This is a genomic window from Micromonospora phytophila, assembly GCF_023656545.1.
Lineage (GTDB): Bacteria > Actinomycetota > Actinomycetes > Mycobacteriales > Micromonosporaceae > Micromonospora > Micromonospora phytophila.
Genome location: NZ_JAMOKF010000062.1, coordinates 1 through 21,363 on the forward strand (window position 1 = coordinate 1; position 21,363 = coordinate 21,363).

Genomic DNA, 21,363 nt, shown 5'->3' on the forward strand with positions numbered 1-21,363 from the left:
CACTGCGGCATCCTCGATCGGATCTCCGGCATGGTCGTGGGCGTCCCGTACGCGATCGACGGGCTCGGGGCGCCCGACGCGTCCCCGACCCTGCCCGAGATAGTCCTCGACGTCCTCGGCGACCGTGACATCCCGGTCCTAGGCAACGTCGAGTTCGGACACGCCGGTCCGAATCTGCCGATGCCGGTCGGCATCCGCGTCGGCCTCGATGCGCAGCAGAGGAGTTTGTCGCTGCTCGAACCGGCGGTACGCCCGCTCATGGTGACCGGACCGGGCGGCTGAGCAACGCGGATCAGTGAGCCGACGGCCTCGGCAGCACCGGAGGGCGGGCTCAGGCGCCGATGCCGGCGCTTGCGCCGCCAGCAGGCCGGGCGCGGCCGGCGCGGCCCGCTCGCGGGCCGCCTTGATCCTGAAGAGAGTAATTCGGCATTCTGCGTCCGGTGGCCGATGTCCTCTGTCGACACGCGACACAAGTTTGCCAGGTGGTTTGCGACAGCGGCGCGCTTCGGCCCATCAGCCGGATCGGCCGCACCCATCTCCGGCCCAGGTCGCGGATGCGGTTGCGGTGCCCCGGCAGGGCCCCTCTCGCCGCAGAGGCGGCACGTACGCTCGCGGCATGAGCGACGAGATGACATATGGGCACTTGGGACGCTCGGGTCTCCTGGTCAGCCGGATCGGCCTCGGGACCATGAACTTCGGATACCTCGTGGACGAGGCGAGCAGCTTCGCGCAGGTGGTGATCCGCCGCCACGACTCCTCGACCGGGATGTCCACGTCGCGCACGGCGCTCCTCTTGTCCGTCGAGCCCGTACTCACCGCAGGAGGGCGCGTTTGTGGTCGAACGGGGAGGTGGTCGGCACGTTCCCGAAGAGCTCAGCGACGACAGTGCGAGCGCCGAGTCCGCCCGGCATCGGGCCAGTCGCGCCGTACAGCCACTCCTCGTCCCAAGCGCCGTCGCTTGCTATCGCGAAGACGTCGGGTAGTAGCATCTGGCAGCGCAGCAGCACCGCCGTTACTGCCAGGTCATACGGCTGGCGCCCCGTCTTGACGATGCCGCTGAGGTATCCGTTCCGCGGCTGTGTCCAATACGTCGCGGGCACATCTCCGTAGTGGGAAGGCAGGTCATGCCGCTGCGGACTCAGCGCGCACTGACGGCGTCGGCCCGGACCTTACGCGGTTCGCCTGGGTCGCCGGCAGCATGCCTGGCCAGGGGTTTCGTGTGGTGGACCGGATGTGGCAGAACCCGAACCGCATTCATGCTGTTCAAGGGCCGATCGTGACGCTAACGGCCGTACGCCGACGCATGCCCTGACCAGCTCAACGCTGATCACCCGCCGCAGCGCCGCCAGACTGATCCGATCCACAAACAGCATCGGCGCTGCGGCCCTGGTGGCCCGACCACCACTCGTAGATCATGACGGCCAAGGCGGTGATCGCCTGCTGCCGATCTTCCGCCGACATGGGTGCCGTCCTCGGATCTCGCACCACCACGATGGGTGTGCGGCGCTTCGCTCCCGACCTGGTCAAAACAACGAGGGCACAGTCGTATGGGAACGAGCTCATTTAGCCGCGGCCGGTCCATGCCGACTCACAAGGGCTTCTTATCGGCGTGGATGCACTGACATAGCCGAGTTGAGTACGGTCAGTGTGTTTTGGTTCTCCCAGATCGGCTGCTGGGGCTCGTCGTTGTGCACGATGATGTCGACGTGATCGGTCGGGCGGACCGTAGCGAAGTAGAACTGTTGGGAGGGGATGTAACGCTCGCGCCAGCGCCGTTCGATTTCGGCCCGAGATAACACCTGGCGCTCTCGGATCACGGCACGATCCACGGTCGTCTCGAGGGCAGTCGACACGAAGATGCGCAGATCCCACCGATCAACCAGTTCCGGGCGCATGAGAAAGACACCGTCGAAGACCAGCACGGCGTCGGCTGGGGCAATCGTGACCGGCGGGGACAGCATAGTATCCGCGGTGCGGTCGTAGACCGCGTGTTGGAAGCGTCGATCTCCGCCCGGGCCGAGCGGATCCAGCAGAACCCGGTTCAGCGCGCCGTAGTCGTGGGTGTCGAAGTAGCAGCCTTCGGCCGAGTACTCGCCGCGCGGATAGCGCTGTGCCCGGGGGAAGAGGAAATCGTCGATCGTCGCGCGGATGACGTCGCGGCCCTGTTCGCGCAAGACGACGGCCAGCTCGTCGGCGAGGGTGGTCTTGCCGGCAGCGGGCGGTCCGTCGATGGCAACCCGCGTCGGGTGTGCGACTGTGACGGACCCGACTGCCTCAGCCAAGCGGCCGAGCAACTCGTCGCGGGTGCCTTGGTCCATGTCCTGCCCCGTCCTAGTCTCGCGAAGGTCGCCGTGTCGAGCCGACCTTATGCGCGCCAGCCTTTTCGCGCCCGCCAGTCCCCGAGTGAACGAGATTGCCGCAGGCGAAAGAGGCTACGGTCGCGGCGCAAACGGACTGTCATGCTGGCGCTGGTCGCTCGGTGAGCCGGAGGTACCACCATGCGAACCACCCCGCCACGATCGCCGGAACTCCACTTCCGCTGGATCGGACCAGGTCAAGGCCGATGAACGCCCGAGCTGCGTCGTCAGGCGGCGACGATCAGTCGAGCGGCACGAGTGCCCAGGCTCATCCGTCAACTGGCGTAGGTGGACTGGACTTGGCGGCGACCAAACCATCGACCTGGACAGGTTCGACCGCGAGCGGCTCTCCGGGCCCGGGGAGCCGCTCGCGGTCGCACGGAAGATCAGGCGATGAAGCCCTCTTCCTTCAACCAGTCCGCGGCGACCTGCGCCACCGGCTCGCCCTTGACGTCGACGCGCTCGTTGAGCTTGCGGATGGTGTCGTCGTCGAGCTTGGCCGTGATCGGTTCAAGGATCTTGGTCAGGCTCGGGTACTTGGCGGCCGTCGCGCCGTTGACCGTCAGCGCCGGGTTGTAGATCGGGAAGAAGCTCTTGTCGTCCTCCAGCACCACCAGGTCGAGGTTGCTGATCCGGCCGTCGGTGGTGAACACCTCACCGAAGTTGCAGGACTCGCCCTTCTTCGTCTCGGTGTAGACGACTCCGGTGTCGACGGTCCTGATGTTGGACTTCGGCAGGTTCATGTCGTACATCTTCGTCAGGCCGGGCCACCCGTCGTTCCGTCCGGCGAACTCGCTCTCCAGGCAGAAAGTCGCGTCGGCCGGCTTGCTCTTGGCGAACGCCGCGAGGTCGGACAGGGTCCGCAGGTTCCACTCCTTGGCCTTCTCCGCACGCACCGCCAACGCGTAGGTGTTGTTGGCCGGCGCGATGCCACCCCAGACGACCTGGTTCTTCTCCTTGTCCTCCTTGACCACCGCGTCGTACTGCTGACGGGAGTCCGGGATCGGATCGGTGTGGTTCAGGTAGGTGATCCAGGCGGTGCCGGTGTACTCCCAGTACACATCGATCTCGCCGGCGAGCAGCCCCTTGCGGACGTTGACCGACCCCTTGATGTTGGTCTTGTCGGTCACGTTCGCGCCCGCCGCCTTCAGCGCCAGCATGGTGATGTGACCGAAAACGATGTTCTCGGTGAAGTCCTTGGAGCCGACCACGAGCGTCTGGCCGGCGAGCGCGTCGTCCTTCTTGATCGACCCCGCTCCGACCGCCACCTCCCCGCCGGAGTCCTGCGTGGTGACCGAGCAACCGGTCAGTGCCAGCGCGACGAGTGCGGTGCCGGCGGCCAGCCGGGAAAGGGGTGTCCGGGTACGCATTGACGACCTCCACGACGCACGGGGCGTCGGTTGGGGAAAGGGGATGTGGATGATCTGCGGATCAGTCGAGCCCGGGCGGCCGGAGCACATCGGCGATCACACCGCCGAGCCAGTCCAGCGTCAGGGCGAGAGCGGCGGTGAGTACCGCACCGGTGATCAGGACGGGATCACGCTGAAGCTTGATCCCGGTCACGATCAATCCGCCGAGTCCGCCCGCGTCGATGAAGGTGGCGAGCGTGGCGACCCCGACCGCGAGCACGAGCGCGGTGCGTACGCCGGCGAAAATCACCGGTACCGCCAGCGGCAACTCGACCCGGAGCAGGACCGCGAGCGGGGACATGCCGATGCCCCGACCCGCCTCGATCAGATGCCGGTCGACCTGGTTGATCCCGGCGATCGTGTTACGCAGCACGGGCAACACGGCATAGGCCACCAGCCCGATCAACGCGGTGCCGGCGCCGATGCCCAGCCAGATACTGAGCAGCACCAGCAGCCCGATGGCCGGCGTCGCCTGGCCGATGTTGGCCAGAGCGGTGACGAACGGTGCCAGCCAGCGCAGCGCCGGGCGGGTGAGCAGGACGCCTGCGCTGACCGCGATCACCACCACCAGCAGGGCGGTCATCGCGGAGATCGAGACGTGCTGGCCGGTCACCCGGAACAGGTGCCCGGCGTTGAGCGAGCGTCGCTCGATGTCGTCGAGGGCAAGCGAGCCCACCCAGAGGTACGTGGCGAGGAGCGCCGCCGCGAGCACCAGGGGCATGGTCGCATGCCGGCGCAGCAGAGGCCGCCACCGCGATGGCGGGGCGTCCGCGAGCTGACCGGAGCCGACGGTACCCACACTCATGGCGTCTGCCGATCCGCCGCCGACCGGGCGCCACGGCGCTGCCCGGGCACCGCATCGGCTCTCGGCCCGTCCGCTGTCTCCGGCGCCTCCGACACCGGCTGATCGCGGCGCCGCTCGGTCTCGCGCATCTCACCGATCGCCCGCATCAGCCGGTCGATGGTCACGGTGCCGCGGTACCGGCCGGCGTCGTCGACCACCACGGCAGCACCACTGCTGCTGCTGAGCATCGCGTCGAGCGCGTCGTGCAGCGTGGCACGGGGTTCCACCACGGTGGCCGGTCCGCCGATCCCGCGCAGGTTGTCCTGATGCGGATCCAGGTCCCGAGCGGTGATCCAATGCACGGGACGTCGCTCGCTGTCGACGCTCAGTACGGCCCACTCACCGGTCTCGTCCAACCGGCGCAGCGCCGATGTCGGCGAGTCATCCAGCCGGACCAGCTCTGCCTCGTCCCAGTCGACCGCGTCGACCCGCCGCAGGTTGAGCTGTTTGAGTGAGGCGCCGGCACCGATGAACTGGGCCACCGTCTTGTCCACGGGATTGCTCAGCAGCCGCTCGGGGGTGTCGAACTGGCGGATGCTCGACCGGTCGCCGAGCACCGCGATGCGGCTGCCCATCTTGATCGCCTCGTCGAAGTCGTGGGTGACGAAGACGATGGTCTTCTGCAGCTTCTCCTGCAGCCGGAGGAACTCGTTCTGCAGCCGGTCCCGGGTCAACGGATCGGTGGCGCCGAACGGCTCGTCCATCAGCATCACCGGCGGATCGGCAGCCAGCGCCCGGACAACCCCGACGCGCTGTTGCTGGCCGCCCGAAAGCTGGCGGGGCAGGCGGTGCCGGTACTGGCCGGGCTCCAGCCCGACCAGGTGCAGCAGCTCGTCCACCCGGGCGTCGATCCGCTTGCGGTCCCAACCGAGCATCTTCGGCACCAACCCGACGTTGGTCGCCACGCTCATGTGCGGGAAGAGCCCGACCTGCTGGATGACGTACCCGATGCGCCGACGCAGCTCGGTCGGGTTGAGCGAGGTGACGTCGGATCCGTCCACCATGATCCGCCCGGAGCTGGGCTCAATCAATCGATTGATCATCTTCATGGTGGTGGTCTTGCCGCAGCCGGAAGGGCCGACCAGCACGACGATCTCGCCGCGCCGGATGGTCATCGAGACGTCCTCGACCGCGGGGGTCTTCTGTCCCCGGTAGAGCTTACTGACCTGTTGCAGTTCGATCATCACGTCAGCGGTCATCGTTGGCCTCCCTGGGGGGTGGACGGGGCCGCGAGAGACGGCGTGCCGGCGAGCGCCGTGGCGGAGTCCGGTTGCCCGGCGGTTAACGGCGCGGTTGACCGCGAGCGGGGCCGCCGGTTGCCCCGGTTGCCCCGGGTCAGCACACCGAGCAGGCCCAGGCAGAGGTCCACGACGAGGGCGAGGGCGACCACGCCGAGCGTGCCGATCAGGGCCTGGTTCAGCGAATTGACGCCGCCGAGGTTGGCCAGGCCGGAGAAGATCTGGTTGCCCAGACCCGGCCCGCCGACGTACGCGGCGATCGCCGCGATGCCCATCGTCATCTGGGTGGAGACCCGGATACCGGTCAGGATGACCGGCCAGGCCAGCGGTATCTCGACCGTGCACAGCGACCGTACCCAGCTCATCCCGATGCCGCGGGCGGCCTCGGTCAGCGCGGGGTCGATCTCGGTCAGTCCCACCACCGTGTTACGGATGATCGGCAACAGGGCATAAAGGGTCAGCGCGACCAACGCGGGGAGGTACCCCAGGCCCAGCGGCGTGATCAGCAGGCCGAGCAACGCGAAGGAGGGAATGGTCAGCACAGTTGCGGCGACCGCGACGGCGATCCCCCGGGCGCGGCGGTGGCGGTAGGTGAGGACGGCGATGGACATGCCGATGAGCGTCGCCAGCGCTATCGCCATCAGCACGATCGTGGCGTGCTCGATGGTCTGGGCGACCAGCAGGTCACGGCGGCTTTCCAGATATTCGAACAAGGTCATCTGACACGTCCTCTCGGCGGCTGGCAGGCCCCCGGCCAGAGATGGCCGCGACGGTGCTGGACCTGCCATGGCCGGTTGGCCATCACATCTCGGGCGTAGGCATCCGGCAAAGGCCCTCCGTGTGGGACGTGGAGTGGGTTGGAGAAATCAGCGGGGAAGTTCTGACGGGCACGCCGAGCGACACAGGGTTGGGCGCACCACCAGCTCGTCCGGCTCCTCCTTCCGTACAGAAACTTCTGTACAGGCGATCATGCGGGGTGCCACGGTACGCCATGGACTCCTCGTCAGTTCGGCCGGCCCGGGACCAGAGCCTGAAATGGGTCCGATGCTGCGACAGCGTGACATCGATGTGGGCGGCGCCAGGTGACTGCCATCAGCTCGGCGACCCGGGGCGCGGCTCCATGGCGTTTGCATGAGGGATCGAAGTGGGGCGGGCGGGACTCGAACCCGCGCCCGAGGGATTATGAGATCAAATTGCTCCCCCCGCCGACCTGGGCGTGTGGGCGTCTAGCAGCGGAAACCCTTCTCGACATCTCACACTGCTCCCCTGCTATCGGTCGACCTCTTGCGGACCAGATGCGGACCGCCCGCTCATCATCGGCTCGAAGCGATCGGCTCAGGGCCCGTCCGCGACCGCACCGCACTGCACGAGAGCCTGCCACCGCCGTACGACGCGGTGAAAATCTGGAACGGACGCGCGATGTGAGCCTTGCTCGGCGTTGCTAACGTCGCGGCGACGTCTGGAGGGGCGAACGGGGAGGACGACGCGGTGGTCAGCAGCGGAAGTGCAGCGACCTTGGCGAATCGGCGTGCTCGCGCGCCGATGGTCGTGATCGGCAGCGTCGTCGCGTTGGCCGCCCTCATCGCGCTGGGGTACCGGCTGGGTACCGACCCGCGGGTCGAGCACGGAGAGGTCGTCATCCTCGTGGCGCTGGCTCCGGGAGCCCTTTTGGTGCTGTCCTGGCTCGTCCGCCTGATGCAGTGGTGGGGTGCCGCTCGTGCTCCCGCGAGGCGCGTCATGGTGACCGCGCATCTCGCGCAGTCGCCGCAGCCGGGAAGTGCGGGGCGGGTCACCGGCGCGGCGCACGCCGTGAGCGCCGCCGGCGGGATCGACACCAGTCCCAAGGGATACGCTGTGTGGCTGACGGTGAGCGGCCGGGACGGCGGTGTCCTGCACCAACGCGTCGTCTGGGAACCGTGGTTGCGCGAGCTGACCAGGCCGCGTCAGGCCACGGTCCGGCACGGGTCCGGCGTCAGCGTGGTCGACGTGGCCGGGTACGGGCGGCTCTGGCCGGCGAGTTTCACAATGCGCCGTCGTCCCTACGGAGTCAGACTCATTCCGTTCCGCAAGGCCCGGAGGCTGCCGAAGGAGAACAGGCTCTCGCACGGCCGTCTGGCCTACCTTTTTCTCCTGCTCGTCGTGCCCTGCCTGGGCGGCGCCGTCGCCCAGGGTGTGTGGGCGCTGCTCGGGTGGTGGGTGGCGTACCTCGTCGCCTCGATGGCCGCCGCCGGAGCCTGGTTCGGCATCATCCCGCCCGGCGTGCTTCCGGAAGCAGCCCGTCGAGGCCGCGCCCCGGCGACCTCGTGACCACGGACGGGATCGAGCGGACAGGCGGCGACCTCGGCCAGCTCCGTGAGGCGCTGCTCGACAGCATCGCCGAGCTCGTGCCGCACCGCTTCTTCCGTAATGCGAGTCGGCGCGCCCCAGCTACGAGAAGGCCCTCGCCGCCTACGGCGAAGCGGCGGCGCGGATTAACATTCCCGGCACGACGGGCTGTTCGGCAAGCTCACCGGGTGTTCTCGTTGCTGCTGGCTCTGGCCGTCCGGGACGGTCGGTTGACTCGCAACGTCGCGGCAGGTGTGCGACTGCCACGGGTGGGCCGCGCCGAAAAGGTGTTCCTGACGCACGGCCAGGTGGGCGAGCTGGCGGCGGCGGCAGAGCCGCACGGGCTGATCATCCGGGTGCTCGCCTACACGGGGCTTCGCTGGGGCAAGCTGGCCGCGCTACGGATGCGGCGCGTGGACCTCGTGAAGCGTCGGCTGCTCGTGGCGGAGTCGGTGACCGAGGTCAACGGACGCGCGGTTCGGCACGCCGAAGACGCACCAACGCCGGTCGGGTGCCACTCCCCCGGTTCCTGGTCGAGCCGATGGCCGCACAGGTCGCCGGCCGCGCCTGTGACGAGCTGGTGTTCACGTCGCCGGCCGGCGAGGTGCTGCGGAACAACAACTTCCGCCGCAGGGTCTTCGATCGGGCTGCGGAGTCGATCGGGCTCGCGGGTCTGACGCCGCACGAGCTGCGGCACACGGCGGCCAGTCTGGCGGTGGCTGAGGGCGCCAACGTGAAGGCGGTGCAGCGGATGCTCGGGCATGCCTCGGCGGCGATGACGCTGGACGTGTACGCGGACCTGTTCGAGGACGACCTGGACCAGGTGGCGGACCGCCTCGACCGGGCGGCGGGTCGTGCGGCTGCGGACTCAATGCGGACTGACGGCGTCGGGCCGGATCTTGACGCGGTTCGTCCGGGTCGCCGGCAGCATGGCTGACCAGGGGTTTTGCGTGGTGGGGCGGGCGGGACTCGAACCCGCGACCGAGGGATTATGAGTCCCCTGCTCTAACCGGCTGAGCTACCGCCCCGGCACCGCGCCGGATCTTATCCCGCCCGGTCGATCAGCGGCCAGCACGAAACCACGCCGTCACCGACGCCGTCGTCGCCGAAGCAGCACGATGGGCAACGCGAGGATAACAGTGAGCAGCCATCCCACCACGATGACGCCCCACAACCACCCCTCGTCGCTCTCGGCGGTCTCGGTGATGAACATGCCGAGGGTCAGCAGGGCGTTCGCCCCGCCGACCACCAGCACCGCCAGGGCGCTGACGACCATCAACGGGATCTCCCACCAGGAGCGCTTGACGGGTTCCCGCCGCTGCGCGGAGGCCGCGGCGGAGCGCGGCTGTGGGATGCGGTCCGGGTCGCGGGCCGGCATGACCACCTGGCGGTCGGCGGGGACCTGGGAGTCGATCACCCGGATCGCGCCGGGGTGCAGGTCGTACAGGGTGGGTTCGATCCGCATCGAGATGGCGTCGGCGCCGATGAGCTGCCGGGCGCCGTCGGGCCAGGCGAGCAGGACGGCGCACTCGGCGTACTTGACGGTGAGCGGGCCGCCCTGGCCGAGCCAGCTCACCCCGTCGACCCCGACGCGCAGCTCGCCGTCGCCCTCCTTCTCCTTGTACGCGGTGCCGGCGACGGCCTGCGCGGAGCGGGTGGGCGCCTCGGTGAAGCCGGCCCAGTCGGCGCTGTGGCACTCGGGCACCATCAGCAGCGCGGTGGAGGTCACCTCCTGCGCCACCTCGTGCAGGTCGGCGGTGGTGACCGCCTTCAGCTCGGCCCGGTGCTCGTCGACGGTGAGGTTGCGCTCCCCGGTGAGCACGTTGAAGGCGTACGAGGGCAGCCGGGCGGCGTCCACCTCGGCGGTGCCGAGGAAGTCCTCCCGCTTGGCGACGCACGCGTCCAGGTCGGCCTGCTCGATCCGGCCGACCCGCAGCTTGGCGAGGGTGTCGACGAAGCCGCCGAGCACCGCGTCCTGCTTCTCGGGCAGCGCGTCGGCGAGGGCGCGCAGCGTGGCGTACCCGTCGCCGCGCGGGTCGTAGCCGGCGGTGGTCTGGTAGGAGAGCCCGCCGTCCTGGCGCAGCGCGCGGTACAGCTCGCGCTCCAGCACGTCGGCGAAGACGCTCGCGGCGGTCCGCCGCCGCACCACCGCGTCGAGCACCACGGCCCGCGAGCCGTTGACGAAGTACGCGGGGGTCTGCGGCAGCGCCGACGACGCGGCCGGCACCGGCTGGCGTACGCCCGCGGGCAGGGCCAGCCGCAGCCCGGCGGGCACCGCGGCCCCGGCGATCCAGAGCACCGCGTTCTCCCGGGTGAACCAGCGGGCCGCCCACTGCCGCAGGTCGTCGGCGGTGAGCGCGGAGAGCCCCCACTCGGGGTAGCTGCTCAGCCCGTGGTCGCGGGCGCCGTGCCGCCACAGCGGGATGCTCTCCAGTGCGGAGCCGCCCCGGCTGCTGTACTCGGTGCGCAGGATCTCCTTCTCCACCTCCAGCCGCTGGGTCGGCAGCTGGGTCAGGTTGGCGCAGACGGCGGTGAGGAAGGTGGCGATGTCCTGCTCGGAGCCCTGCATGTGGAAGGTGGTGAAGACCGGCGCGGTGGCGCCGTTGAAGTGGTAGTCGGCCAGCCCGAGCGGGGCGAGCGCGAGGTGTTCCAGCAGGTGGGTGATGCCGCTGCGGGCCAGCGTCTCGTCGGCGGTGCCGACCCGGAAGGTCAGCCCGGCGCGCATCGGCCCGCCGGTGGGGGCCAGCAGCGTGGGCACCCCGTCCACGTCCAGGTGCTGGATCATGACTGCCCGCCCTTCGCGTACGCCTTGTCGCGGAACCGCTGGAACTGCTTGGTCGAGTCGCCGTCGAGGTAGCCGAACATCGCCTCGTCGCCGAGCGGCCCCATCGCGGCGAACTGCTGCGCCGCCGCCGGGTACTCTTCCATCAGGCAGAAGGCCATCGCGAAGATGCTGCGCACCCAGACCCAGCCCCAGCCGTTGCGGAACCCGGGGTGCCAGACGGAGCGCTGTGCCGCCTCGTGGATCTCCCGGTGCACGTGCGGGCTGCGCAGGTGGGCGCTGATCTTGCCGAGGTCGTCGTGGTCGAGGGCCTGCTCCAGGTGGGCCTCGACCACCAGCACCGCGTTCGGGGCGCCGGGCGGGGCGGCGTCGGCGCACTCCCGGGCGAAGCCGTGCGCCCGCTCCCAGGTGCCGCTCCACTTCGGGCAGAACTGCTGGAGCAGCGACGCCTGCGCCGGCAGGTGGTGCGGGTGGTGCTTGGCCAGTTGGTCGTAGCGGCGGCGCGCCTCGGCCTGGCCGAGCTGCAACCCGCGTGCGTTGGTGATCCGTTGGGTCCACGCGGCCGGGTCGTCGGGGTACCGGGCGGTGACGTCGATGAGCACCTGCTCGGCCCGGCGCAGGTGGGCGTGGAACTGGGCGAACTGCTCGCGGCTGACGTGCTGGGCCCGGTAGGAGGAGCGGATCCGCCAGCCGGCCCGGATCAGGTACGCCCCGAGCAGGGTGCCGGCGAGCCGGTCGTCGGGCCGTTGGGCGAGCACCCCGCGGAGGAACTCCTCGATGTCGGGGGTCTCACCGGCCTCGCCGACGAGGAAGGTGCGCCCGTGCGGGTCCTGCCCGTCGACGAGCGCGTGCAGGGCCGGCCAGTCGCGTGCCGCGAGGGCCGCGCGCACCTGGCTGACCTGGGGGTACGCCGCCGCGGCGTCGAAGTTGGGCGGCGGGAGGGGTGCGGGCATGGCGAGGATCATAAGTGATCATCTACGCCACCGTGACCCCCCTTTTCAGCCGGTACGCAGCTCCACCAGGACCGCTCCGGCGGTACGCCAGCCGCTGGCCAGCGCGCCCTGGATGGAGGGGCTGTCGCGGTGGTCCCCCGCGACGAACAGGCCCTCGCCGAGCGCCACCGGCTTGCGCAGCCGTCCCTGCGGCGGCGGCGCGGCGGGCAGCGCGTCCGGGATGGACACGGTGGTCAGGTGGGTCCAGTCGGCGGTGGAGCGTCCGTAGAGCCGGGCCAGTTCGGCCCGTACGGCCGGCTCGGGCGGGGCCGACGGGCCGACCACCGAGGTGGCCACCAGGTGCCGCCCGGCCGGCGCGTACGTCGGCGCTGCCCGGCTGATCACCACCGTGTTCGCCACGATCTCGCGGCGGTCGCCGTCGACGAGCAGGATCGGCTCGTCCAGCGGCGCCTCCTGGCTGCTGTGGTAGTACGTCGTGTAGCTGTGCATGCGTACTGCTGGCAGGGCGGGCAGCAGCGTGGCCGCCGCCGGCGGGTCGACGGCGACCACGACGGCGCGGCAGCGGATGTCGCCGGCCTGGGTGCGGACCCGGCCGGGGAGCACCTCGGCGACCGGGGTGTCCAGCTCGATCAGGTCGGCGGGCAGCGGGTCGGCGATCGCCCGGGGCAGCGCCGCCATGCCCTCGGCCGGCAGGCCGATCCGGCCGCGGGCGAAGGAGCGCAGCACCATCGCCAGCACGTGGCTGGAGGTTTCCAGCTCCCGGTCGATGAGAACGCCGGAGAGGAACGGGCGCAGCAGCTCCTCGATGATCGCGTCGGAGAGGCCGGCTGAGCGCAGCGCCTCCTCGGTGGTGGTCTCCGGCGCGGCGAGCAGCCGCCCGGTCGGCAGGGTGGCGGAGCCGGTGGCGAGCGCGGCGAACCTCAGCCGGTCGAGCAGCGAGCCGATCCCGGCCAGCGCGGTGCGCGGCCCCCCGGTCGGCTCGCGCAGCGGGTTGACCAGCCGGATCAGGTCGTCGCCCTTGCGCACCAGCACCCCGGAGGTGAAGTGACCGAGGTCGAGCCGGTCGGTGTCGAGCAGCGTGCCGAGCCGCGGGTAGGCGGTGTTGAGCACCTGGAAGCCCCGGTCCAGCAGGTAGCCGTCGACGGCGTCGGTGGCGACCCGCCCGCCGAGCCGGCCGCCGGCCTCCAGCAGCCGCCAGGGCACGCCCGCGCGGTGCAGCCGCCGGGCCGCGGCCAGCCCGGCCAGGCCGCCGCCGACGACCACGACGTCGGTCTCAGCGAGCATCGCGCGCCTCCCGCTCACCGTTGGACCGGGACAGCCGGCTCGGCCACCAGATCTTCGGCCCGATGTCGTACGCCAGCGCGGGCACCAGCAGCGAGCGGACGACGATGGTGTCGATCAGCACCCCGACCGCGACGGCCACGCCCAACTCGACCAGCACCACCAGCGGAAGCACGGCCAGCGCGGAGAAGGTCGCGGCGAGCACGATGCCGGCGGAGGTGATCACGCCGCCGGTGACGGCGAGGCCGGCCAGCACGCCGGCCCGGGTGCCCCGCCGGACCGACTCCTCCCGCACCCGGCTCATCAGGAAGATGTTGTAGTCGATGCCGAGGGCGACCAGGAAGACGAAGGCGAAGAGCGGGAACGAGGCGTCCACGCCGGGGAAGTCCAGGACGTACCGGAAGATCAGGGCGCAGAGGCCGAGGGTGGCGGCGAAGCTGAGCAGCACGGTCGCGATCAGCAGGATCGGCGTGAGGATGGCCCGCAGCAGCAGGGCCAGGATGATCGCGATGACCACCAGCACCACCGGGATGATCACGTTCTGGTCGCGTCGGGAGGCGTCCGAGGTGTCCACGTTGATCGCGGTGAAGCCGCCCACCACGGAGTCGGAACCGGGCACCGCGTGCACGGCGGTCCGCAGGTCCCGGATGGCGCGCTCGGCGCCGTCGGAGTCCGGCGGGTCGGCGAGCGTCGCCTCCAGCTGCACCGTGCCGTCGACCACCTTCGGCGGCGCGCCGGGGTCGGGCGGGCCGGCCCGGTCGCCGGTGACGGGGCGCACGGCGGCCACTCCCGGCACGCCCTGGGCCACCCGGGCGGCCTGCTCGGCGGTCTGCTGCGTGGTGAAGATGGTGGCCGGGCTGCCGGTGCCGGCCGGGTAGTGCCGGGCGATCACCTCCTGACCGGCGACCGAGTCGGTCCGCTCGGTGAACAGGTCGCTCTGGCCGAGGGTGGTGACGTTGAGCTGGGTCAGGCCGAACGCGAGCGCGCCCAGCGCGAGGGCGGTGAGCAGCCAGACCGGCCGGGACCGGCGGGCCACGAAGCCGGCGATCCGGCTCCAGAGGCCAAGCTCGGTCTGCGGGTCGGCCTGGTCCGGTCGGGGCCGGCGGGGCCAGAACGCCCACCGGCCGCCGAGCACCAGCAGGGCGGGCAGGAAGGTGAGCATCACCAGCAGGGTGGCGGCGATGCCGATGGCGGCGACGGGGCCGAGCGCCCGGTTGGAGTTCAGGCTGGACAGCAGCAGGCAGAGCAGGCTGAGGATGACCGTGCCGCCGGAGGCGATGATCGCCGGGGCGGCGCCCTTCCAGGCGGTCCGCATCGCGTCCCAGGGGCGCTCGTGCCGGTGCAGCTCCTCGCGGTAGCGGGCGACCAGCAGCAGGGCGTAGTCGGTGCCGGCGCCGAAGACGAGCACGGTGAGGATGCCCTGCGCCTGCCCGTTGAGCTTGATCACGTCGGCGTCGGCGAGCAGGTAGACGAAGACCGACGCCAGCGCGTACGACATGCCGGCGGCGAGCAGCGGGAAGATCCAGAGCACCGGGCTGCGGTAGACGATCAGCAGGATGACCAGCACCACGCAGAGGGTGACCAGCAGCAGCGTGCCGTCGATGGCGGAGAAGACCTCGATCAGGTCGGCGAGCAGGCCCGCCGGCCCGGCCACGTCGACGGTCAGCCCGTCGCGGTGGCCACCGGCGATGGCGCGCACCTCCTCGACGACCGCGCCGATCGCCTCGCCCTCCGCGTCGTCGATCGGCACCACCACCTGGAGGGCCTGCCCGTCCTCGCTGGGGATCGGCGGTGGCAGTGGGCCGATCACCCCGGGCAGCTGGGCGAAACGGACGGCGTCCGCGGCGACCCGCTGTTTGTCGGCGTCGGTGATGCCCGCGACGCGCTCGTAGACCACCAGCGCCGGGATGCTCTGCCGCTCGACGAACTTCCCGGCGAGCTCCTGGGCCCGGGTCCCCTCGGCGTCGGTGGGCAGGAACGAGGCGTTGTCGTTCGTGGCGACCTCGCCGAGCTTGCCGGAGAACGGCCCGGCGACCCCACCGATGACCAGCCAGGCGAGCACGAGCGCCGCCGCGATCAGCGTGGCCCTGCCGCGGCCCCCTCTTCCGGACATCCGCCCTCACCCCAACAATCGACGCACCAACCGACGCAGCGGGAGTCTAAGTCGACATCGACCATCCTGCCGGGCGAGCCCGCCCGGGGTGCGGGAAACCGCCCGGCGACCGGCCGCGGGCGGGAGGGATGAGGGCGGGAACGACGAACGCCCGTCGGCGGGGCCGACGGGCGTCAGGTGGAGAAGCTCCCCCGTTTGGACTCGAACCAAAAACCTGCCGGTTAACAGCCGGCTGCTCTGCCAATTGAGCTACGGGGGACCGCGCTTGTCGTACGACCCGGATCTCTCCGCGCCGTGCGACGGGGACAAGAGTACAGGACTCACGGGGGTGTTGGTCCAGGGGGTTGCTCCTCCGGCCGCGCCCCGAGCCGGAGCGAATAAACCAGACAAATCGTCATCGGGGCACAAGGAGGTATGAGCGGAGAGCAGGATGGGTAGTTAGCTGCGGACAGAGGACGCAGGCGCGAATTGGTCGCTCCCGGCGGGGTAACCCGCCAGACGACGGCGCGTCAGGTACGGAAGGAGCCGCCATGCGCGGAAAGATCATGTTTCTTGGCGGGCTGGCTGCGGGATTCGTCCTGGGCGCCCGTGCCGGCCGGGAAAAGTACGAGGAGCTGGTGATCCGGGGCCGCAAGGTGCTCGACCACCCGACCGTCCAGGAGGCGGCGGGTGTCGCGCAGGCCCAGGCGAACCGGCTCTACAGCGAGGGCAAGGACAAGCTCGGCCAGTCCAAGCTGGGCGAGAAGCTCGGCAGCGGCAACGGCAGCCACAAGCAGGAGCTGACCGCCGCTGACGACGCGTTCGCCGGCACGCCGGCCACGGTCGGGGCGAAGGCGGGCTCCGGCTCGACGAGCACCGGCCCCACCGGCTCGACCTCCGGGTCGGCCACCACGCCCCGCGGCAAGTCGTCCGGCTCGGGCACCAACGGCAGCACCCTCTAGAACGCACCCTCCAGCGGGCCGGTCGTCACAGTGACGACCGGCCCGCTGGCGTCTCCACCCACCGTCGGACTCGGGCCACCCGGCGGCGTACGCACCGGCGCGTATCGATGGGCAGGTCAGGGGCCCCGCCCACCACCCGGTGCAACTTTCGGCGATTTGAAGCAAAAGTTCGCACCGTTCGGTAAAAACTTCTGCCGCCAACCTCTTCTCTTTGGTCCCAGTCGCAAATATCGTCCTGCGTAGAACCTGGCCAGGCTCTTGGTACTCCTAGCGACCTCCTCAGCGACGGCGCTGAGGCGGACCCGCCCAACCAGAGCGAGGTTCGATGCGCAGACCGACAGCCCGAAGGGCCACCACCTACCTCAGCCTTCTCACCCTCGTCGGCGCGACACTCGTCGCGACCGCGTCGCAGCAACCGGCGCCGGCGCTCGCCGCCCCGGCACCCACCAGCAACGGCATCGAGTACAAGGTCCTCGTCTTCACCCGGTCCGCCGGCGGCGCCCACGCCGCCACCGAGGCCGGCGTCGACGCGGTCCGGCAGTTGGGCAACGACCGGCGGTTCACCGTGGAGGTGACCGACGACGCCCGTAAGTTCGACGAGTCCCACCTCAAGCAGTTCCGCGCGGTGGTGTTCCTGAACACCTCCGGCGACATCCTCACCAACGGCCAGCAGGCCGCGTTCGAGCAGTACTACCGCGACGGCGGCGGCTTCGTCGGCGTCCACTCGGCGATCGAGGCCGAGCCGGGCTGGTCCTTCCTGGACAACGTCCTCGGTACCCGGGCGACCGGCGCCGCCACGGCGGCGGGCCCCGCCACCGTCACCGTCGCCGATCGGGTGCACCCCGCCTCCGAGCGGCTGCCGGAGCGGTGGACCCACACCGACCGCTGGTACAACTTCGCGGCCAACGTCCGGGGCGTCTCGCACGTGCTGGCCACGGTGGACGAGAAGACGTACACCGGCGGGTCGATGGGCTTCGACCACCCGGTCACCTGGTGCAAGGACCACCAGGGCGGCCGATCCTTCTACACCGGACTGGGTGCGACGCCGGAGAGCTTCGGCAGCACCGACCTGCGTGCCCACCTCGGGGGCGCGATCCAGTGGGCGGCCGGCGTGACCGACGGCGACTGCGGCGCGACCGTGCTGGCCAACTACCAGATGACGGTGGTCGGGGCGCAGCCCAACGTCAACGAGCCGATCGGCTTCGACGTGCTCCCCGACGGCCGGGTGATCCAGACCGACCGGCGCGGCGGCGTACGCCTGCACGACCCGGGAAGCAACGAGACCACCGTGCTGGCCCAGATCCCCGTCTACACCCACAGCGAGGACGGGATGTACGGCCCGGCGGTCGACCGGGACTTCGCCACCAACCGGTGGGTCTACCTCTACTACGCGCCGCCGTTGGACACCCCGACCGGGGGCGCGCCGACCACCAGCACCGACCCCGCCACCTGGGACCGGTGGAAGGGATACTTCCAGCTCTCCCGGTACAAGTTCGTCGACGGGGACACCCCGTCGCTCGACCTGAGCACCGAGCAGAAGATCCTCCAGGTGCCGGTGGACCGGGGCGCCTGCTGCCACGTGGCCGGGGACATCGCCTTCGACTCGAAGAACAACCTCTGGCTGGTCACCGGGGACGACACCCCGGCCGGTGGCGGCGGCTCCGGCGGCTTCTCGCCACACAACGACTCGGTCAGCGCCACCGGCGTCTACCAGGCGCCCTTCGTGGACGCCCGGCGCAGCTCGACCAACACCAACGACCTGCGGGGCAAGGTCCTGCGGATCGCGGTGGGGGCGGACGGCTCGTACACCGTGCCGGCGGGCAACCTCTTCCCGGCCGGCACCGAGAAGACCCGGCCGGAGATCTACGCGATGGGGCTGCGGAACCCGTTCCGGATCACCCTCGACAAGAACGACGTCGCGCACGTCACCGACTACTCCCCCGACTCCTCGACCGCGGCGGTCGGGCGGGGACCGGCGGGCACCGGCCGGATGATGGTGGTCGACAAGCCGGCGAACTACGGCTGGCCGATGTGCGTGCAGCCGAACCTGCCGTACATCGAGATGAACTGGACGACGAGCCCGATCTCGCCCGTCGCGCCGTTCGACTGCGCGGCGCCGAAGAACACCTCCCGGCACAACACCGGCCTGACCGACCTGCCGGCGGTGGAGAAGTCCGAGCTCTGGTACTCGTTCCAGGCACCGACGCCGTGCCCGGAGTCGTACCTGTCGACGCCGACGCAGACCTGCCCGGTGCTCTTCCCCGAACTCGGCACCGGCGGCGTCGGACCGCACGGGGCGGCGCGCTACGACTTCGACCCGGAGCTGAGGTCGGAGACGAAGTTCCCCGAGTACTACGACGGCGCGATCTTCTTCGGCGAGTTCACCCGGGACACCCTCAAGGAGGTCCGGCTGGACTCCAAGGGCGACATCCTGAAGATCAACAACGTGCTGAACTGCGGCCAGGCGCCCACCACCACGACCAGGCCGTTCCTCTGCGACAACCCAATGGACATGCGGTGGGGACCGGACGGCAACTTCTACCTGCTGACGTACGGCGACGGGTTCTTCAACATCAACCCCGACGCGGCGATGCTGAAGTTCAGCTACGTCAAGGGCCTGCGGGCGCCGAACGCCGTGCTGACGGCGACGCCCACCAACGGCATCGCGCCGCTGACCGTCGCCTTCTCCAGCGAGGGGTCGAAGGACCCCGACCCGGCGGACTCCATCTCGTTCGCCTGGGACTTCGACGGCAACGGCAGCACCGACTCGGTCGACCCGAACCCGACGCACACCTACACCGCCAACGGCGTGTACACCGCCCGGCTGACGGTGCGGGACTCCAGCGGCAAGACCGCGTCGGCGAACACCACCATCACCGTCGGCAACACCGCGCCGACCGTCACGGTCACCACCCCGCTCGAAGGCGGCTTCTTCAGCTGGGGCGACGGCATCCCGTGGTCGGTGACCGTCACCGACCCGGAGGACGGGCCGGTCGACTGCGCCAAGGTCGAGGTGACCTTCGTCCTCGGCCACGACCAGCACGGCCACGGCGAGGCCAACCAGTTCGGCTGCTCCGGGGTGCTGCCCACCGACGCCGACGACGCGTCCCACGGCGGCTACATCTACGGCGTGGTCAGCGCGTCCTACACCGACGGCGGGGCCAACGGCCAACCGGCGCTGACCACCGTCGACCAGCAGATCATCCAGGCCAAACGGCAGGAGGTCGAGTTCGCCGCCAACGAGTCCGGCACCACCGTCGGCACCAGCGCGGACACCGGCGGCGGGCAGCAGCGCGGCAGCCTCGACCCGGGCGACTGGATCGCGGTCAACAACACCGTGAACCTGCAGAACATGCAGTCGGTCACGCTGCGTACCTCCGGCGGCAGCGCGGCCACCGCCGGGCAACCCCGGTTCGGCGTCGAGTTCCGGCTCGACTCCCCCACCGGCCCGCTGCTGAGCACCGCCACGGTCAACGCGACCAGCGGCAACAACGCCTTCACCAGCACGACCGTGCCGATCACCGACCCGGGCGGCACGCACCGGCTCTACCTCGTCTTCAAGACCGTCCCCGGCGGCCCGACCAGCGGTTTCGGCAACCTCAACTGGATCGAGTTCACCGGCCAGGGCATCGGCGTCGCACCCTAGCGGCCGCCGTGGCCGGGGCCGCCGCCCGGCGGCCCCGGCCCGAACCACCCGTCACCAGCACCGAGAAGGGCAGCAGATGAACGACAGACAGCACGGAATGAGCCGTCGCCGGATCCTCGGCGCGTTCGCCGGCGTCGCCGGCGCCGCGGCAGTCGGCGCCGCCGGCTGGACGCCCGCGGCCGGAGCCGACGGCAACGGACTGCTCGTGCCGACCGGCAAGCGCGGCATCATCCTCTACAGCGTCCGCGACCGCATCGGCGCCGCCCCGGACGCCACCGGGGTCCCGTACGGCTTCGAGCGGGTGCTCGCCCGGCTCGCCGAGATCGGCTACAAGGAGGTCGAGTTCGCCGGCTACAACCAGCACACCTCGATCCTGGGCCGGCAGATCACCGCCGCCGAGATCCGCAAGATCCTCGACGACAACGGGCTGCGCGCCAACGGCTCGCACGCCTCCATCCCGAGCACCATCACCCCGACCACCCTCGCCGCGTTCGAGCAGCAGCTCGACATCGCCGAGACGCTGGGCATGACCCACATCGGCACCGGCAACGATCCGACCGGCAGCAACTTCAAGGCCGACTGGGACGCCGCGGCGGAGCGCTGGAACACCCTCGGTCAGGTGGCCGCCGCGCGGGGGCTCAAGCTCTACACCCACAACCACGACGCGGCGTACAACTTCCTGCTCGACAGCGGGCCGCTCGACGCGCTGGGCCGGCCGACCCGGTCCTCCGGGGTCCGGAAGCTGGAGTACTTCATCGGACTCACCGAACCCGAGTACGTCTGGTTCGAGATGGACATCTACTGGGCGCACGTGGCCCAGCACCGGTTCAAGACCTACACCGACCCGGACGGCGTGGCCCAGACGGACATCTTCGACCCGTTGGCCACCGTGGCGGCGCAGCCGATCCGGTTCCCGCTGTTCCACGCTAAGGACGGCGCGTTCAACCCGGCCAGCAGCGCTGGCTACGACATGGTGCCGCTCGGCCAGGGCGACATCGACTACGGCAACTTCTTCGCCAACATGGGCGCCAAGGGTTACCACAACCCGATGTGGGAGCAGGACAACGCCCCGGGCGGCACCGCCGACCCGGGCCGGTCCCTGCGCTACGCGGAGCTCAGCTACCAGCACATGTCGGGTCTGCGGGGCTGACGGACCCGACCGTCGATCGAGGGGCCGCATCCGGGTTCACCGGGTGCGGCCCCTCGCGCCACGCGGCCGAAACACCGGCATGGAAGACTCCCGGCCGGAGGTGATGGAGATGGTCCCCGTCCGACCGGAGAACGCGTACCAGGCGCGGCTGGTGAAGCTGCTGCGCGACGGCGGCCCGCGCTCGCGGGTGTCTCGGGTGGATCTGCTGCGACGTCCGGTGACGGTCGCCGTGGCGTTCGCGGAGGTTGGCGGGGAGCTGGTCGAGGGCACGCCGAAGAATCACCAGCGCCGGTCGGTGCCCATTCCGCGGTTCCTCGTTGACGA

General features: G+C 70.4%; 17 protein-coding genes and 2 tRNA genes. 7 read left to right on the forward strand and 12 right to left on the reverse strand.

Annotation, left to right across the window (positions count from 1 at the left end; translation table 11 throughout):
- Nucleotides 1-282, forward strand: a 282-nt coding sequence (locus NCC78_RS10980) for a hypothetical protein (RefSeq protein WP_372495113.1), incomplete at its 5' end; no start/stop codon positions are given.
- A gap of 1,035 nt (nt 283-1,317) precedes the next feature.
- Here NCC78_RS10980 and NCC78_RS10985 read toward each other — a convergent pair.
- From NCC78_RS10985 to NCC78_RS11010, 6 genes are all read right to left on the reverse strand, one after another.
- Nucleotides 1,318-1,461 carry a hypothetical protein gene (locus NCC78_RS10985; protein WP_250794017.1) on the reverse strand — a complete coding sequence of 48 codons (144 nt, stop codon included), beginning with the start codon at nt 1,459-1,461 and terminating at the stop codon, nt 1,318-1,320.
- 140 nt (nt 1,462-1,601) lie between these two features.
- Complete coding sequence (locus NCC78_RS10990) at nt 1,602-2,318, reverse strand: cytidylate kinase family protein (RefSeq protein ID WP_250794019.1); 717 nt, start codon at nt 2,316-2,318, stop codon at nt 1,602-1,604.
- Nucleotides 2,319-2,743: 425 nt separating this feature from the next.
- A complete protein-coding gene (locus NCC78_RS10995) occupies nt 2,744-3,727 on the reverse strand; it encodes a glycine betaine ABC transporter substrate-binding protein (RefSeq protein WP_250794021.1) in 984 nt (327 codons plus the stop codon).
- A gap of 61 nt (nt 3,728-3,788) precedes the next feature.
- Nucleotides 3,789-4,571: an ABC transporter permease gene (locus NCC78_RS11000; RefSeq protein ID WP_250794023.1), complete on the reverse strand. Its 783-nt coding sequence runs from the start codon at nt 4,569-4,571 to the stop codon at nt 3,789-3,791.
- Nucleotides 4,568-5,809: a betaine/proline/choline family ABC transporter ATP-binding protein gene (locus NCC78_RS11005; RefSeq protein WP_308220894.1), complete on the reverse strand. Its 1,242-nt coding sequence runs from the start codon at nt 5,807-5,809 to the stop codon at nt 4,568-4,570. Before NCC78_RS11005 ends, NCC78_RS11000 begins: the two co-directional genes overlap by 4 nt.
- A complete protein-coding gene (locus tag NCC78_RS11010; protein ID WP_250794025.1) occupies nt 5,806-6,567 on the reverse strand; it encodes an ABC transporter permease in 762 nt (253 codons plus the stop codon). Before NCC78_RS11010 ends, NCC78_RS11005 begins: the two co-directional genes overlap by 4 nt.
- An 850-nt stretch (nt 6,568-7,417) precedes the next feature.
- On the opposite strand from NCC78_RS11010, the gene NCC78_RS11015 reads away from it, so the two are divergent.
- A complete protein-coding gene (locus NCC78_RS11015; protein WP_250794027.1) occupies nt 7,418-8,155 on the forward strand; it encodes a hypothetical protein in 738 nt (245 codons plus the stop codon).
- A 529-nt stretch (nt 8,156-8,684) separates the two neighbouring features.
- Nucleotides 8,685-9,110, forward strand: a complete 426-nt coding sequence (locus NCC78_RS11020) for a tyrosine-type recombinase/integrase (RefSeq protein WP_250794036.1) — start codon at nt 8,685-8,687, stop codon at nt 9,108-9,110.
- A 14-nt stretch (nt 9,111-9,124) separates the two neighbouring features.
- Here NCC78_RS11020 and NCC78_RS11025 read toward each other — a convergent pair.
- From NCC78_RS11025 to NCC78_RS11050, 6 genes are all read right to left on the reverse strand, one after another.
- Nucleotides 9,125-9,201 (reverse strand) — tRNA-Ile (locus tag NCC78_RS11025).
- A gap of 59 nt (nt 9,202-9,260) precedes the next feature.
- On the reverse strand, nt 9,261-10,958 hold the full coding sequence (locus NCC78_RS11030) for a M16 family metallopeptidase (RefSeq protein WP_250794037.1): 1,698 nt from the start codon (nt 10,956-10,958) through the stop codon (nt 9,261-9,263).
- Entirely contained in the window at nt 10,955-11,908 is a 954-nt protein-coding gene (locus NCC78_RS11035) for a hypothetical protein (RefSeq protein WP_250794038.1), read from the reverse strand. Before NCC78_RS11035 ends, NCC78_RS11030 begins: the two co-directional genes overlap by 4 nt.
- 45 nt (nt 11,909-11,953) lie before the next feature.
- Nucleotides 11,954-13,192: an NAD(P)/FAD-dependent oxidoreductase gene (locus NCC78_RS11040; protein ID WP_250794039.1), complete on the reverse strand. Its 1,239-nt coding sequence runs from the start codon at nt 13,190-13,192 to the stop codon at nt 11,954-11,956.
- Nucleotides 13,182-15,302, reverse strand: a complete 2,121-nt coding sequence (locus NCC78_RS11045; RefSeq protein WP_250794041.1) for an MMPL family transporter — start codon at nt 15,300-15,302, stop codon at nt 13,182-13,184. Before NCC78_RS11045 ends, NCC78_RS11040 begins: the two co-directional genes overlap by 11 nt.
- A 186-nt stretch (nt 15,303-15,488) precedes the next feature.
- A tRNA-Asn gene (locus NCC78_RS11050) sits at nt 15,489-15,561 on the reverse strand.
- A gap of 271 nt (nt 15,562-15,832) precedes the next feature.
- Between NCC78_RS11050 and NCC78_RS11055 the strand changes: the two genes are divergently transcribed.
- From NCC78_RS11055 to NCC78_RS11070, 4 genes are all read left to right on the forward strand, one after another.
- Nucleotides 15,833-16,243 carry a hypothetical protein gene (locus NCC78_RS11055; protein WP_250794043.1) on the forward strand — a complete coding sequence of 137 codons (411 nt, stop codon included), beginning with the start codon at nt 15,833-15,835 and terminating at the stop codon, nt 16,241-16,243.
- A 325-nt stretch (nt 16,244-16,568) separates the two neighbouring features.
- Entirely contained in the window at nt 16,569-19,889 is a 3,321-nt protein-coding gene (locus NCC78_RS11060; protein WP_250794045.1) for a ThuA domain-containing protein, read from the forward strand.
- Nucleotides 19,890-19,965: 76 nt separating this feature from the next.
- Entirely contained in the window at nt 19,966-21,039 is a 1,074-nt protein-coding gene (locus NCC78_RS11065) for a sugar phosphate isomerase/epimerase family protein (RefSeq protein WP_250794047.1), read from the forward strand.
- Between the two features lie 109 nt (nt 21,040-21,148).
- The coding region (locus NCC78_RS11070; protein WP_250794049.1) for a hypothetical protein at nt 21,149-21,363 on the forward strand (215 nt) is incomplete at its 3' end.